Annotated in this window: 13 protein-coding genes and 1 pseudogene; 8 read left to right on the top strand and 6 right to left on the bottom strand. The window is 70.6% G+C overall.

Annotated elements, in window-relative coordinates; all coding sequences use genetic code 11:
* Positions 1-27: 27 nt before the first annotated feature.
* Positions 28-1,419, bottom strand: coding sequence for an MFS transporter (locus DAI20_RS09020; protein WP_205781400.1), 1,392 nt, complete (start codon positions 1,417-1,419; stop codon positions 28-30).
* A gap of 155 nt (positions 1,420-1,574) precedes the next feature.
* Between DAI20_RS09020 and DAI20_RS09015 the strand changes: the two genes are divergently transcribed.
* Genes DAI20_RS09015 through DAI20_RS09005 form a run of 3 tightly spaced genes read left to right on the top strand, consistent with a single transcriptional unit; the run spans position 1,575 to position 4,226 of the window.
* Positions 1,575-2,342 (top strand): FadR/GntR family transcriptional regulator, encoded by a 768-nt coding sequence (locus DAI20_RS09015; protein WP_240605990.1) that lies wholly within the window; start codon positions 1,575-1,577, stop codon positions 2,340-2,342.
* 20 nt (positions 2,343-2,362) lie between these two features.
* Entirely contained in the window at positions 2,363-3,388 is a 1,026-nt protein-coding gene (gene fbaA, locus DAI20_RS09010; protein WP_108250224.1) for a class II fructose-bisphosphate aldolase, read from the top strand.
* Positions 3,389-3,392: 4 nt separating this feature from the next.
* Positions 3,393-4,226: a hypothetical protein gene (locus DAI20_RS09005; RefSeq protein WP_108250223.1), complete on the top strand. Its 834-nt coding sequence runs from the start codon at positions 3,393-3,395 to the stop codon at positions 4,224-4,226.
* Between the two features lie 461 nt (positions 4,227-4,687).
* Here DAI20_RS09005 and DAI20_RS09000 read toward each other — a convergent pair whose 3' ends face one another.
* The 3 genes from DAI20_RS09000 to DAI20_RS08990 form a co-directional block, all read right to left on the bottom strand.
* On the bottom strand, positions 4,688-5,266 hold the full coding sequence (locus DAI20_RS09000) for an NADPH-dependent FMN reductase (RefSeq protein WP_108250222.1): 579 nt from the start codon (positions 5,264-5,266) through the stop codon (positions 4,688-4,690).
* A 171-nt stretch (positions 5,267-5,437) separates the two neighbouring features.
* A complete protein-coding gene (locus tag DAI20_RS08995; protein WP_108250221.1) occupies positions 5,438-5,995 on the bottom strand; it encodes a DUF6264 family protein in 558 nt (185 codons plus the stop codon).
* Entirely contained in the window at positions 5,992-7,032 is a 1,041-nt protein-coding gene (locus DAI20_RS08990; RefSeq protein ID WP_108250605.1) for a 4-hydroxy-3-methylbut-2-enyl diphosphate reductase, read from the bottom strand. The genes DAI20_RS08995 and DAI20_RS08990 overlap by 4 nt, the downstream gene beginning before the upstream one ends.
* Before the next feature lie 112 nt (positions 7,033-7,144).
* On the opposite strand from DAI20_RS08990, the pseudogene xseA reads away from it, so the two are divergent.
* From xseA to DAI20_RS08965, 5 genes and pseudogenes are all read left to right on the top strand, one after another.
* A pseudogene (xseA, locus tag DAI20_RS08985) lies at positions 7,145-8,396 on the top strand (exodeoxyribonuclease VII large subunit); the annotation flags it as partial.
* Positions 8,397-8,414: 18 nt separating this feature from the next.
* Positions 8,415-8,636, top strand: coding sequence for an exodeoxyribonuclease VII small subunit (locus tag DAI20_RS08980; protein ID WP_108250219.1), 222 nt, complete (start codon positions 8,415-8,417; stop codon positions 8,634-8,636).
* Complete coding sequence (locus DAI20_RS08975; protein ID WP_108250218.1) at positions 8,636-9,280, top strand: DUF4245 domain-containing protein; 645 nt, start codon at positions 8,636-8,638, stop codon at positions 9,278-9,280. The genes DAI20_RS08980 and DAI20_RS08975 overlap by 1 nt, the downstream gene beginning before the upstream one ends.
* On the top strand, positions 9,273-9,896 hold the full coding sequence (locus tag DAI20_RS08970; RefSeq protein WP_108250217.1) for a carbonic anhydrase: 624 nt from the start codon (positions 9,273-9,275) through the stop codon (positions 9,894-9,896). Before DAI20_RS08975 ends, DAI20_RS08970 begins: the two co-directional genes overlap by 8 nt.
* A gap of 59 nt (positions 9,897-9,955) precedes the next feature.
* Complete coding sequence (locus DAI20_RS08965; RefSeq protein WP_108250216.1) at positions 9,956-11,362, top strand: class II fumarate hydratase; 1,407 nt, start codon at positions 9,956-9,958, stop codon at positions 11,360-11,362.
* A 196-nt stretch (positions 11,363-11,558) separates the two neighbouring features.
* On the opposite strand, the gene phoH2 is transcribed toward DAI20_RS08965, so the two are convergent.
* Positions 11,559-12,911: an RNA 5'-3' helicase PhoH2 gene (gene phoH2 / locus DAI20_RS08960; protein ID WP_108250215.1), complete on the bottom strand. Its 1,353-nt coding sequence runs from the start codon at positions 12,909-12,911 to the stop codon at positions 11,559-11,561.
* A 251-nt stretch (positions 12,912-13,162) separates the two neighbouring features.
* The gene (locus tag DAI20_RS08955) at positions 13,163-14,302 is read right to left on the bottom strand and encodes an aminotransferase class V-fold PLP-dependent enzyme (protein WP_108250214.1); all 1,140 of its coding nucleotides are present in this window, start codon (positions 14,300-14,302) and stop codon (positions 13,163-13,165) included.
* Position 14,303 lies beyond the last annotated feature (1 nt).

The raw sequence follows: 14,303 nt of genomic DNA, 5'->3' as shown, positions 1-14,303 counted from the left end.
GGCGGCTGCGGGCGGGCCACCGACCGGTCAGTGACCGATCGGCGCGGTGCCGACGGCGACCTCGTGACCGTCGACCGCGGGGCCGGCGTTGCCGGTGGTGCCGCGGCGGGACAGGACGAGCATCAGGATCGCGGAGAGCAGCATGAAGAAGCCGACCACGAACATCGGGACCTCGAACCCGCCGGTCCAGTCCGCGATCGCACCGGTGAGGTACGGAGCGGAGAAGCCGGCCAGGTTGCCCACCGTGTTGATGAGCGCGATGCCCGCGGCCGCGGCGGCGCCGGTGAGGAACCGGGTGGGCAGCGTCCAGAAGTTGGGCAGGGCGGAGAAGATCGCCATGGCGGTGATCGCGATGATCGCGATCGTGAGGGCCGGGGATCCCGCGAACAGCGCGAGCGGGATGCTGGCGGCGCCCACCAGGGCGGGGATGACGATGTGCCAGGTCTTCAGGCCGCGGCGCGTCGCGTCGCGGGACCAGAAGTACAGGGCTATGGCGGCGGGCACGTACGGGACCGCGGTGATGAGGCCCTTCTGGAACACGTCGAACTCGGTACCGAACTCGGACTGGAAGCCCTCGATGATGGTCGGCAGGAAGAAGGCGAGCGCGTACAGGCCGTAGATGAAGCCGAAGTAGATGAACGAGAGGGTCCAGACCCGGCCGCTGCTGAACGCGTGGCGGATGCTCACGTGACCGCTCTGCTTGCTCGTCGCGGCCTTCTCCGTCTCGAGCGCGTTGGTGAGCCAGTCGCGCTCCTCGGTCGTCAGCCACTTCGCGTCGCGGGGGCTGTCCTTCAGGTAGAACCAGGCGATGATGCCGACGATGATTGCGGGGATGGCGACGCCGAAGAACATGAAGCGCCAGCCCTCGAGGCCGAAGAACACGCCCTCCTGCTGGATGAGGAGGCCGGCGAGCGGGGCGCCGATGACCGTGGTGAGCGGCTGCGCCAGGTAGAACAGCGCGAGGATCTTGCTGCGGTGCTGCGCCGGGACCCAGAGGCTGAGGAAGAGGATGGCGCCGGGGAAGAAGCCGGCCTCAGCGACACCGAGCAGGAAGCGGAGCACGACGAGCTGCTCGAAGTTGCCGACCCAGGTGAAGAGGAGCGCGACGATGCCCCAGGACACCATGATGCGGGCGAGCCAGCGGCGGGCGCCGAAACGGTGCAGGGCGAGGTTGCTCGGCACCTCGAGCAGGATGTAGCCGATGAAGAACACGCCGGACGCGAAGCCGAACTGGGCTGCGGACAGGGCGAGGTCGTCGTTCATGCCGTTCGGCGAGGCGAAACCGATGGCGGTGCGGTCGAGGTAGTTGATGAAGAACATCAGCGCCACGAAGGGCACGAGGCGGACGGCGACCTTGCGGATCGCGGACTTCTCTACGGCCGACTGGCCTGCGGCCGTGCCGGGTGAACGGGCGTCCACATTGACTCCTTAGCTGGGATGTACCCACGTCGGTACCGCACCCCGGTTCGGGCACGCGGCAATCAGTATCGATGCCGGTTCCGCCACTTGTCAACCGGTTGACCGGTTTAGATCTAATTCGGTCAACCGGTTGCGGGGATTGATACGGTTACCGCGTGCCCGCCTATCGCAATGACAGCGTTACGGAGATCAGCGCCGCCCTGGGCGTCATGCCCAGCGGGTCGGCGGTGTCCGCCGTGGCCAAGCGCCTGCTCGACCACTTCACGAGCGGTGCCATCGAGCCCGGCACGCGACTGCCACCCGAGCGTCAGCTCGCGGCGTCCCTCGAGGTCGGCCGGTCGGCCGTGCGCGAGGCGCTCGCAGCTCTGGAGATCCTCGGCATCGTCGACGTGCGTCCCGGCTCCGGAACCTACCTGCGCGGATCCGCGTCCGAGCTCCTCCCCCAGACCCTCAGCTGGGGCATGATGCTCGGCGAGCCGCGCACGCGCGAGCTCATCGAGGTGCGGGGCGAGCTCGAGATCTACGCCGCCCGGCTCGCCGCGGACCGCATGACCGACGAGGCGCTCGACCGCCTGCGCGGTCACCTCGAGGTGATGGAGCGCACGGTCGACGACCTCTCGGCCTTCATCGAGGCGGACGTCCTGTTCCACCTGGAGATCGCGCTCAGCACCGACAACCGCGTGCTGCTCGACCTGCTGCAGAGCATCCGCTCGCTCCTGCGGGTGTGGGCCGAACGTGCCCTACAGGATCCCCGGCAGGCCCGAGACGCGCTCGACGAGCACACCCGGGTGTACCAGGCCCTGCGGGCGAGGGATGCGGCAGCCGCCGCGGACGCCATGGCCGACCACATGGGCACGGCCGGGCGGCGCCTGGCCGGGTCGGGATCAATAGACTCGTCCGAGGCGGTGCAGTCCGCCGGATAGCCGGACCGAAGGAGAGTTCCATGCCCATCGCAACGCCCGAGCAGTACGCCGAGATGCTCGACAAGGCCAAGACGAAGGGGTTCGCCTACCCGGCCGTCAACGTCTCCTCCTCCTCCACCATCAACTCGGTGCTGCAGGGCTTCGCCGAGGCGGAGTCGGACGGCATCATCCAGGTGACCACGGGCGGTGCCGACTACTTCGCCGGCCACACCGTGAAGAACCGCGCCTCGGGCGCGCTGGCCTTCGCCGCGTTCGCCCACGAGGTCGCGAAGAACTACCCCGTGACCGTCGCCCTGCACACGGACCACTGCCCGAAGGACGCGCTCGACGGCTTCGTGCTTCCCCTCATCGAGGCCTCCGAGGCCGAGGTGAAGGCCGGCCGCAACCCGATCTTCCAGTCCCACATGTGGGACGGCTCGGCCGTCACCCTCGACGAGAACCTCCGCATCGCGAAGGAGCTCCTCCCCCGCATGCGCAACATCAGCTCGATCCTCGAGGTCGAGATCGGCGTCGTCGGCGGCGAGGAGGACGGCGTCAGCCACGACATCAACGAGCACCTGTACACGACGCTCGACGACGTGATCGCGACCGTGGAGGCGCTCGGTCTCGGCGACGAGGGCCGCTACATCGCCGCCCTCACCTTCGGCAACGTGCACGGCGTCTACAAGCCCGGCAACGTGAAGCTGCGCCCCGAACTGCTCGGCGAGATCCAGCGCGGCATCCAGGAGAAGTACGGCACGGGCGAGAAGCCGCTCGACCTCGTCTTCCACGGCGGATCCGGCTCCACCGACGAGGAGATCAGCCAGGCCGTGAGCAACGGCGTCGTGAAGATGAACATCGACACGGACACGCAGTACGCGTACAGCCGCTCCATCGCCGACACCGTGCTGCGGAACTACGACGGCTTCCTCAAGGTGGACGGCGAGGTCGGCAACAAGAAGGTCTACGACCCCCGCGCCTGGGGCAAGAAGGCGGAGACGGCCATGGCCCAGCGCGTCGTCGACGCGACCCGCCAGCTCGGCTCCGCCGGGCACTCCGGCAAGTGACCCGGTGATCCCGCTCGGTCCCGGCCCCGTTCCCGCGTCGGCCGACGAGCTCGGCGCGCGTCTCGGAGCCGGCCTGGGCCGCGTGCTCGCGCCCGCGTCCGGCTCGCCGGTTCCCGTGAACGCGGAGCCGGGCGCCGACGGCTCGATCTCGCGCGTCGCGGCCGACATCACCGGCATCGACGCGTCCTCCGCGAAGGACATCGAGCCCGGGCCCATCGCGTCGTCCACGCGTGCCACGATCGAGGCGCTCAGCCTCACGGGCTCCCCCGCCGTGCTCCGCGGGCTTCCGGTCACGATCGCCGCCGAGGCCGAGCACGTGCCCGTCACCTGGAACACCTCGGGCGACGGGTCGCTCTGGCTCGCCGTCGAGGACGCGGCCACGGGGGCTTCCGGTCAGGATGCCCCGGCGTCCGCGCGCGTGGACGTCACGGCCGCGGTCGCCGACCTGGAGCGCCTCGTCGCCGACGAGCTCTCCGCGCGGCTCGGCGGCATGGGACTGAGCCTGAAGAGCCTGAGCGTCGCGGTCGCCGCGCTGGGCACCCGCGGGCTCGATCTGCGGGCGGACGCCACCGTCGGCAAGTCGTTCCTCTCGGCGAAGGTCACCGTCACGGGGCGCGCCCAGGTCGACGAGGCCCTCGCGCTCACCATCTCGAACGTCGACCTCTCGAGCGGCAACCCGCTCGTCGCCGCGGTCGTGAGCAGGGCCGACTCGATGATCGCGCCCTGGAACGGGCGCCGGATCGACCTCGCGACCTACACCTTCGCGGGCGCCCGCCTGCGGGACGTCCACGTCTCGGTGGACTCGGCCATCCACCTGCACGCCCGCTTCGGCGCCTGACCGCGAGCGCGAACGCAGCTCATACGGTCCCTGAGCCACCGACACGGTCCCTGAGCTCGTCGAAGGGACACAACCCACTCCGCGAGCCGGGTCGCGACGGTTCGACAGGCTCAGCGACCGTGATGCTGCGCGTCCGCCGGCCGATACGGTCCCTGAGCTCGTCGAAGGGACGCAACCCGATCCGCGGCCGGGTCCCGCCGCTTCGACAGGCTCAGCGACCGTGAACACGCGCGTCCGCCGGCCGATACGGTCCCTGAGCTTGTCGAAGGGACGTGCCGCGACCGCCGAGAGTCCCGATACGTCGCTTCGACAGGCTCAGCGACCGTGAATCACCGCGTCCGCCCCGGAACCTCGCAAGACGCCCTGTGCGGAAGCCTGCGTTGCGTGCATCCGCGACGGCACCCCCGGACACGCGAACGCGCCGGCCGCTCCCCTGCGGAGCGACCGGCGCGTTCGTCGTGTTACGCGGCGACGGCCTCGGCGGGCTGACGCACGGACTCGAGGGCCGTGGCCCACGCGTTCAGCTGGTCGAGCATGAGGTCGAGGTTGCCCTCGTGGTACGCGGCGGGCGTGAACTCCGAGTAGTTGCGGAAGTCGGTCGCGAGGTTGAACGCCACCTGGGCGCGCACGTCGGCGATCTGCAGCTCGGCCATGATGAGGCGGAGGTGCTCGACGGCGCGGGTGCCGCCCGCGGAACCGTAGCTCACGAACCCGGCGGCCTTGTTGTTCCACTCGGCGTAGACGAAGTCGATGGCGTTCTTCAGCGCACCCGTGGTGCCGTGGTTGTACTCCGGCGTCACGAAGACGTAGCCGTCGAACTCAGCGACCCGCGCGGCCCACTCGCGAGTGTGCGCGTTCTGGTACTGGCCCATGGACGCGGGGATGGCCTCGTCCAGGAGGGGCAGGTTGAAGTCCAGGAGGTCGACGAGCTCGTAGTCCGCGTCGCCGCGCGCGTTCGCGCGCTCGAGCACCCACTTCGCCACGGCCTCGCCGTTGCGTCCCGGTCGGGTGCTGCCGATGATGATCGCAATCTTCGTCATGTGTCGCTCGCTCTCTCGTTCTGTGGAGGAAGAATCGGTCGTGAGCGCAGCAGGGGCGAAATGCCGGTGCGGACCCACGGTGTTCCCAACCAAGGAAATACCGATTCCATTCCTTTGCATGAAAACCACAGGAAAACGGGAGGTGGAGGGCTGTGTGGCCCGGGAAGCGGGCTAACCGACGGAGCCGAGGTACTCCTGGAACGTCGGATCCCCGAGCATGAGGGTCAGGCCGAGGACGCCGACGAGCAGGGAGGCGACGGCGCCCGCGACGAGCGGCACCCAGAACGCGATGCGCCCGGCCTTCAGCAGGCGGTAGGACACGAACGCGGCAAGCGCAAGCAACAGCACCTGCGCGAGGTTCGCGACGCCCGTGAGCGAGGCGGCGAGCGCCGACGGCTCGTAGTCGCCCAGCCCCTGGATCGCGTACACCTGGTCGAGCGTGCTGCCGAGATCACTCGCGCCGCCGAGGCTCGCAAGCACGGTCATCAGACCGTACGCGAGCAGGGCGATGGTGAGCACGAGGTCCCAGGTGCGGCGCTTGCGGACCGGGGCGCCGCCGGCGGCCCGGGTGGGCGCCGGCGGGATCGGGGTCTGCTGGGCCGGGCCGACCGGGTGGATGGCGGGCTCGGGCGGCGCCGGGGGAAGCGGCGCGTACTCGCCCCAGCGCGGAGCGGGCCCCGAGGTGGGGCGCTGCTCGGCGGCGCCGGAGCCGGGCTGGGCGTCGGTCATGCGGTCGCCCGCACGCGGCCACCGATGGCGCGGGCGTCGGTACGACCCGAGATGTCCTTGCGCAGCTCCTTGGGCAGCGAGAACATCAGGTCCTCCTCCGCCGTCTTGACCTGGGTGACGTCGCCGTATCCGGCGGCGGCCAGGTCCTCGAGCAGTTCCTGCACGAGCTCTTCGGGCACGGACGCGCCGGACGTGACGCCGACGGTCTCGACGCCGTCGAGCCACTCCTGCTTGACCTCGCTCGCGTAGTCGACCCGGTACGCGGCCTTGGCGCCGTACTCCAGCGCGACCTCGACGAGGCGGACGGAGTTGGACGAGTTCGCGGATCCGACCACGATCACGAGATCGGCGTCCGTCGCGACCTTCTTGATCGCGACCTGGCGGTTCTGCGTCGCGTAGCAGATGTCGTCGCTCGGCGGGTCCTGCAGGTTCGGGAAGCGCTTGCGGAGGCGGCGCACCGTCTCCATGGTTTCGTCGACCGAGAGCGTGGTCTGCGAGAGCCAGACGACGCGGTCCGGATCCTTCACTACGACCGTGTCGGCCTCGTCGGGGCTGCCGACGAGGGTCGTGTGCTCGGGGGCCTCGCCCGCGGTGCCCTCGACCTCCTCGTGCCCCTCGTGTCCGATGAGCAGGATCTGGAAGTCGTCGCGCGCGAAGCGCACGGCCTCGCGGTGCACCTTGGTGACGAGCGGGCAGGTCGCGTCGATCGCCTGCAGGCCGCGGTCCGCCGCGCCCTGCACGACCGCCGGCGACACGCCGTGGGCGCTGAAGACGATGTGCGAGCCCGTCGGGACCTCGTCGACCTCCTCCACGAAGATCGCGCCCTTCTTCTCGAGCTCGGACACGACGTGGATGTTGTGCACGATCTGCTTGCGCACGTACACGGGTGCGCCGTAGTGCTCGAGGGCCTTCTCGACGGCGATGACCGCTCGATCCACTCCCGCACAGTAGCCGCGGGGGGCAGCCAGCAGCACACGTTTGCGGCCAGCGACAGGGGTATCCTTTAGCCTGTTGCGAGCGCCCGGGATACGGGGCATGGGCAGGCTGATGGTTTCGTCGGTCACTACTCGATTCTACCGTGCGGACCCTCATCAGACACTGAGTCCCCTCTCACGGAGGGCGCCCGCGGCGAGCACCGGAGGAAACGGCATGGACCAGACGCCCACCGTCGACAACCCGTGGCCGATCGGGCTGCTGTCCGCGAAGATCAAGGGCTACATCGACCGGCTCGGCAGCGTGTGGGTCGAGGGCGAGATCACGCAGTGGGGCGTGTCCGGCGGCAACGTCTACGGCAAGCTCAAGGACCTGACCGCGGACTCCACCGTCGGCTTCACGATGTGGTCGTCGGTGAAGGCCCGCGTGCCCGCCGACCTCAAGCAGGGCGACCGGGTCGTCGCGCTCATCAAGCCCAGCTACTGGTCCAAGGGCGGCACCCTCACCATGCAGGTGTTCGAGATGCGCCACGTCGGGCTCGGCGACCTCCTGGAGCGGCTCGAGCGCCTGCGCGCGCAGCTCGCCCTCGAGGGACTCTTCGAGACGGCGCGCAAGAAGCCGCTGCCGTTCCTCCCCCGCCGCGTCGGCCTCATCACCGGCAAGGACTCGGACGCCGAGAAGGACGTGCTGCGCAATGCGCAGCTGCGCTGGCCGGCCGTGCAGTTCCGGGTCGTGCACACGGCCGTGCAGGGCGACCGGGTCGTCGCCGACGTGACGGCAGCCATCCGGGTGCTCGACGCGGACGAGGAGATCGACGTGATCATCGTCGCCCGCGGCGGCGGCGACTTCCAGAACCTGCTCGGCTTCAGCGACGAGGGGCTGCTGCGGGCGGCGTCCGCCTGCGTCACCCCCCTGGTCTCCGCGATCGGGCACGAGGCCGACCGCCCGTTGCTCGACGAGGTCGCCGATCTCCGCGCGTCAACCCCCACGGATGCGGCCAAGCGCGTGGTGCCCGACGTGAGCGAGGAGCTCAACCGCGTGCAGCAGGCGCGGGCCCGCATGGGGTCGTGCATCAGCGCACTGCTGCGGCACGAGACCCACCGCGTCGAGCAGTTGCGCACGCGGCCCGTGCTCGCCGGCAGCGACTGGATCGTCGACTCCCGGGCCGAGGAGCTCACCCGCTACGTCGCCCGCGGCAGCGAGCTCGTCTCGCGGGCCATCGACACGGCCGCGACGGCGACGTCCGAGCTCGCCGCCCAGCTGCGCGCCCTCTCCCCCCAGCGCACCCTCGACCGCGGTTATGCCATCGCCCAGCGCGACGACGGCTCGATCGTCCGCTCGGACGACGACGCCCCGCTCGGCACAACCCTCGTGCTGCGGCTGGCCGAGGGCAGCATCTCCGCCGTCTCGGACGGGCCGCTCGGCGACCCTGATCGCCGCCGCGAACCGGCCGGGACCGCCCGCACCGCTCGATAGGATTAGCACCATGCCCACACCCCCCGCCGACGTCCAGGCCCTGAGCTACGAGCAGGCCCGCGACGAGCTCGTGCGCGTCGTCGCCGAGCTCGAGCAGGGCTCCGCCACGCTCGAGCAGGCACTCGCCCTGTGGGAGCGCGGCGAGGCGCTGGCCGCCCGCTGCGAGGAGTGGCTCGTCGGCGCCCGCGCCCGCCTGGAGGCGGCCCGCGCCGGCACCGGCCCCGCCGCCTGATGGCCAAGCAGAGCAGGGTCGTCGCCGAGCTCGGCCGCCCCGAGACGCCGGAGGAGACCGCCCTCCGCAAGGCCCAGGCGTCGAGGAACCGCCGCGCGCGGCAGACCGTCAACAACCTGATCTACGCCCTGCTCGCGACGCTCGGCATCGTCCTCGTCGTCGTGCTGCTCGTTCCGCGGGCCCAGGCACCCGAGCGCGGCGATGTCGACTACCGGCAGGTAGCGATCGAGGCGTCCGCCTCCCTGTCCGAGCCCGTCGTCGTGCCCGACGTACCGACCGGCTGGAGCAGCAACGCTGCCGAACTGCGCACCCAGACCGCCGACCAGGTCACCGAGTGGTACATCGGCTTCCTCACGCCGTCCAACGAGTACATCGGGTTCAGCGAGGGCATCGAGGCCAACGCGACCTGGCTGCTGCAGAAGGTCGAGGGCGCCCGGGAGTCCGGCACCCAGGAGATCGCGGGCCTGACCTGGTCGATCTTCGACAACCGCTCGCGCGAGGATGCGGGCCTCGCGGAGTACGCGCTCGCGACGACCGTCGGAGGCACCGCGTACGTGCTGTACGGCTCCGCAGACGACGACGAGTTCCGCACCCTCGCCGAGGGCGTCGCGGCTGAGATTCCGACCGAGGGAAACGATGACTGAACAGCGCACTCCGGCAAAGGTGTGGGGCGAGATGGTGCGCGGCAACGCGCGCTTCGTGAACGGCGAGCCGCTGCATCCCCGTCAGGACGTGGAGCGGCGCACCCAGCTCGCGCTGAAGCAGACGCCCTCCGCGGCCCTCTTCGGCTGCAGCGACTCCCGGCTCGCCGCCGAGATCATCTTCGACAAGGGCCTCGGCGACCTCTTCGTCGTGCGCAACGCGGGGCAGGTCGTCTCCGAGTCCGTGCTGGGCTCGCTCGAGTACGCGGTCGCGGTGCTCGGCGTGCCCCTGATCGTCGTGCTCGGACACGACGAGTGCGGCGCCGTGCGCGCCGCCATCGACTCCCAGGCGCCCGACGCGGCGCCGCTGCCGGCGCACGTCGCGTCCCTCGTCGACCGGATCGTCCCGGCCGTGCAGCGCGTGCGCGAGACGCACAGCGGCGACACGGACGCGTCCGAGGTGGGCCGCCAGCACCTGCGCAACACGATCGCGGAGCTCCTCGAGCGCTCGGAGCTGATCAGCGACGCGATCGCGGACGGCACCCTCGGCATCGTCGGCGCCAACTACCGGCTGCTCGAGGGCACGGCGGTGCCGGACACCGCCGTCGGCATCCTCTGACGCCCGCCCGCCCAGACTTCGCTCACGACTCGATTCCCCGACCAGAAGGACAACACACCGTGGTGGACACCCCCGAGACCGAGTACCGCATCGAGCACGACACGATGGGCGAGGTGCGCGTGCCGCGCGAGGCGCTCTACGCCGCGCAGACGCAGCGCGCCGTCGAGAACTTCCCGATCTCCGGCAGCCGCCTCGAACCCGGTCAGATCGTCGCGCTCGCGCGGATCAAGCGCGCCGCCGCCCTCGCGAACGCGGAGCTCGGGATCCTCGATCAGCCGGTCGCGGACGCGATCGTGGCGGCCGCGAACCGCATCATCGGGGGCGAGCACCACGACCAGTTCCCCATCGACGTCTACCAGACGGGCAGCGGCACCTCGTCGAACATGAACATGAACGAGGTGCTGGCGACGCTGGCCAGCACCGTGCTGGGCTCGCCGGTGCACCCCAACGACCAGGTGAATGCGTCGCAGTCCTCGAACGACGTCTTCCCCACCTCCGTGCACGTCGCCGTGACGGACGCGCTGCTCAACTCCCTCCTCCCCTCCCTCGAGCACCTCGCCACCGCGCTCGAGGCCAAGGCGGAGCTGTGGAAGACCACCGTCAAGGCCGGCCGCACGCACCTCATGGACGCCACGCCCGTCACGTTCGGCCAGGAGTTCCGCGGCTACGCGCGCCAGATCCGCCTCGGCATCGAACGTGTGAAGTCCGCACTCCCCCGCGTCGCGGAGGTTCCGCTCGGCGGCACCGCGACGGGAACGGGCATCAACACGCCGCTCGGCTTCCCGCAGCGCGTCATCGAACTGCTCGCCGAGGACTCCGGCCTGCCCCTCACCGAGGCCGAGGACCACTTCGAGGCTCAGGGCGCGCGCGACGCGCTCGTCGAGGCGTCCGGTGCGCTCCGCGTGATCGCCGTGAGCCTGACCAAGATCTGCAACGACCTGCGCTGGATGGGCTCCGGCCCCAACACCGGTCTCGGCGAGCTGCACATCCCCGACCTGCAGCCCGGCTCCTCGATCATGCCCGGCAAGGTGAACCCGGTCATCCCGGAGGCCGTGCTCATGGTCTCCGCCCGCGTCGTCGGCAACGACGCGACCATCGCCTGGGCGGGCGCGTCCGGCGCGTTCGAGCTCAACGTCGCGATCCCGGTGATGGGCACCGCGCTGCTCGAGTCGATCCGCACGCTCGCGACGTCGACCGTGCTGCTCGCCGACAAGACCGTCGACGGCCTCGAGGTGAACGCGGAGCGCGCGCTCGCCCTCGCGGAGTCGTCGCCCTCGATCGTCACGCCGCTGAACCGCGTGATCGGCTACGAGGCGGCCGCGAAGATCGCGAAGCACTCCGTGGCGAAGAAGCTCACGGTGCGCGAGGCCGTGATCGACCTCGGCTACGTGGAGCGCGGCGAGGTCACCGAGGAGCAGCTGGACACGGCCCTCGACGTGCTGCGGATGACCGCCCCCGGCCTGTAGTCCCCGCACTCTCCGCACCTCGGCAGGACCTGCAACGCAACTCAGCAGATTCCGGAGGACACGCCGTTCGGAGGCCCCGACACGCCGCGGACGAGGGCGGATCTGCTGAATTGCGTCGACCCCCGGCCTGTAGTCCCCGCATGAGGACACGAACCGCCCCGGCACACGGCCGGGGCGGTTCGTCGTTCACGCGTCGCTAGGCGACGTCGTTGGACTCCAGCAGCTCCGTGACCAGGGCCGCGATCGCGCTGCGCTCGGAGCGCGTGAACGTGATGTGCGCGAACAGCGGGTGCCCCTTCAGCGTCTCGATCACCGAGGCGACGCCGTCGTGCCGGCCGACCCGCAGGTTGTCGCGCTGGGCCACGTCGTGGGTGAGCACGACGCGCGAGTTCTGCCCGATGCGGCTGAGCACCGTGAGCAGAACGTTCCGCTCGAGCGACTGCGCCTCGTCCACGATAACGAACGCGTCGTGCAGCGAGCGTCCGCGGATGTGGGTGAGCGGCAGCACCTCGAGAATGCCCCGGGCCAGCACCTCCTCGAGCACGTTCTCGGACACGAGCGCGCCGAGCGTGTCGAACACCGCCTGCGCCCACGGGTTCATCTTCTCCGTGGCGTCACCGGGCAGGAACCCGAGCTCCTGGCCGCCGACCGCGTAGAGCGGGCGGAAGACGATGATCTTGCGGTGCTGCTGCTTCTCCAGCACGGCCTCGAGGGCCGCGCAGAGCGCGATCGCGGACTTGCCCGTGCCGGCCCGGCCGCCGAGCGAGACGATGCCCACGTCGGAGTCGAGCAGCATGTCGATCGCGAGTCGCTGCTCGGCGGAGCGGCCGTGCAGGCCGAAGACGTCGCGGTCACCGCGCACGAGCCGCACCTCGCCGGCGGACGTGACGCGGGCGAGCGCGGATCCCCGGTTCGAGTGCAGGATCACGCCGGTGTTCACCGGGAGGTCGATGACCGCGTCCGTGCTGAGCCGCTCGTCCTCGTACAGCTGGGCCATGTCTTCCGAGCCGAGGGTGACGTCAGCCATGCCGGTCCAACCGGAGTCGACGGCCTGCTCGGCCCGGTACTCGTCCGCGCTGAGGCCGATCGACGCGGCCTTGACGCGCAGTGGCAGGTCCTTGGAGACCACGGTGACCGCGACCCCCTCGTTGGCGAGGTTGAGGGCGACGGCAAGGATGCGCGAGTCGTTGTCGTTGAGCTGCAGGCCTGAGGGCAGCACGCCCATGTTGGAGTGGTTCAGCTCGACGCGGATGCTCCCGCCCTCGTCGCCCACGGGGATCGGGAAGTCGAGGCGCTCGTGCCGCACCCGGAGGTCGTCGAGGTGACGCAGGGCCTGCCTGGCGAAGTACCCGATCTCCGGGTCATTGCGCTTCGACTCCAGCTCCGTCACGACGATCACCGGGAGCACGACGGCGTGCTCGGCGAAGCGGAAGATCGCCTTGGGATCGGACAGCAGCACCGACGTGTCGAGCACGTACGTGCGCTCCGCCTGGTCCTGAGTCTCGCGGGATGCGATCCCGTCGGCGAGCATCGGCTTCTGCGTGTTCATTGCGGCCACGACCACTCCAACCCCGAGGCGTTTCGGTGCCTCGGATTAGTCGGCGAGTCGGCCAGTGGAGCACTATCGAGCCGTACTTGTGTGGCCGTCTCGACCAGGTGCCTTACCTGATGGGTTGAACCTACGTCCGCGCCGGGGACCCCCGCTGCTGCGACACGCGACCCAATGTGTCGCGCGTGTGAACAATCCGGAACCGGATCCGGGCACCGTCCCCGGATCTCCCGAAAGCGCCGGCCGTGCGCTCAGTAGGTGATGGTCGAGCCGAACGAGGTGAACGCGGCGCGCACCATGTCGAGCGTCTCGTCCGACGTCGACGCGTGCACGCCGAGGCGCACCCGGCCCTGCCGCACGGTCGCCGTGATGCCGTGGTTGAACAGCGCGGCGCCGAGGGCGGTCAGCTGATCCTCCGGCGGCTCCACGACCACGATGCCGGCCCGCTCGTTCTCGGCACGCGACGACACCACGGCCAGCGCGGCCTCGTCGGCCAGGTCGATGACCCGGGAGACGGTGTGCGCGATGCGCGCGGAGATCGACGGCACCCCGGCGTCCGCGATGCGCTCGAGCGCGACCGCGAGGCGCGCCTCCGCGAGCGGGTCCGGGTTCGTGGTGCGGAAGGCGCGGGCGCCGCGCGCCGGGTCGGGCACCGCGTCCCAGGGCAGGTCGTCATCCGGCGTGCCGACGAATCCGGACATCACCGGCACGAGGGTGTCGGCGGCACGCTCGCTGAGGGCAAGGAAACCGGTCCCCCAGCCCGCGCGCACCCACTTCTGGCCCCCCGTCGCGATCACGTCCGCGACCTCCCAGGGCGCGTCCACGACGCCGAAGCCCTGGATCGCATCGACGATCAGCAGGCGGGTGCCGATGACCTGGCGGATGCCCTCCAGGTCGGCGAGGTAGCCGGTGCGGGAGTCGACGAGGCTCACCGCGACGGCGACGGTCTCGGGCGTGAGCGCGTCCCGGATGCCCGCGGGCGTCACGCGCCCGTTCGGGGTCGGCAGCCACTGCGGCGTCACGACGCCGAGGGCCTGCTGGGCGCGGACCGCGGCGAAGGGCACGCTGGGGAACTCCGCGGCGGACAGCAGCACGGGACCGGTGAGCCCGAAGAGGGCGTGCATGAGGCCGGTGCTCGTGTTCGGCTGGAAGACGATCCGGTCGGCCGGCACGCGGGTCAGCGCCGACACGGCCGCCCGGACCCGGGTGCCCTGGTTCCGCACGCCGTTCAGCGAGCCGAAGCGGGCGCGCGCGAGCGTGTCGAGCAGGCCGCGCTCCTCGTCGATCACCGAGCGCGACGGCGGACCGACCGCGGCGAAGTCGAGGTAGCCCGGCTCCTCGTCGAAGTCGGCGACGAACCCGTCGATGGTGGTCGCTGCATCGATGGTCATG

The sequence above is a fragment of the Planctomonas deserti genome (assembly GCF_003067705.1).
GTDB lineage: Bacteria > Actinomycetota > Actinomycetes > Actinomycetales > Microbacteriaceae > Planctomonas > Planctomonas deserti.
The sequence above is the reverse complement of the archived record's forward strand: the minus strand, read 5'-3'. Positions and strand labels throughout refer to the sequence as shown.

What these genes read in the sequence shown, in the direction of transcription:
- fbaA (WP_108250224.1), top strand. Translation starts at nt 2,363, where the DNA reads ATGCCCATCGCAACGCCCGAGCAGTACGCCGAGATGCTCGACAAGGCC.
- DAI20_RS09000 (WP_108250222.1), bottom strand. Translation starts at nt 5,266, where the DNA reads ATGACGAAGATTGCGATCATCATCGGCAGCACCCGACCGGGACGCAAC.
- DAI20_RS08995 (WP_108250221.1), bottom strand. Translation starts at nt 5,995, where the DNA reads ATGACCGACGCCCAGCCCGGCTCCGGCGCCGCCGAGCAGCGCCCCACC.
- DAI20_RS08990 (WP_108250605.1), bottom strand. Translation starts at nt 7,032, where the DNA reads ATGCCCCGTATCCCGGGCGCTCGCAACAGGCTAAAGGATACCCCTGTC.
- DAI20_RS08980 (WP_108250219.1), top strand. Translation starts at nt 8,415, where the DNA reads ATGCCCACACCCCCCGCCGACGTCCAGGCCCTGAGCTACGAGCAGGCC.
- DAI20_RS08975 (WP_108250218.1), top strand. Translation starts at nt 8,636, where the DNA reads ATGGCCAAGCAGAGCAGGGTCGTCGCCGAGCTCGGCCGCCCCGAGACG.
- DAI20_RS08970 (WP_108250217.1), top strand. Translation starts at nt 9,273, where the DNA reads ATGACTGAACAGCGCACTCCGGCAAAGGTGTGGGGCGAGATGGTGCGC.
- phoH2 (WP_108250215.1), bottom strand. Translation starts at nt 12,911, where the DNA reads ATGAACACGCAGAAGCCGATGCTCGCCGACGGGATCGCATCCCGCGAG.
- DAI20_RS08955 (WP_108250214.1), bottom strand. Translation starts at nt 14,302, where the DNA reads ATGACCATCGATGCAGCGACCACCATCGACGGGTTCGTCGCCGACTTC.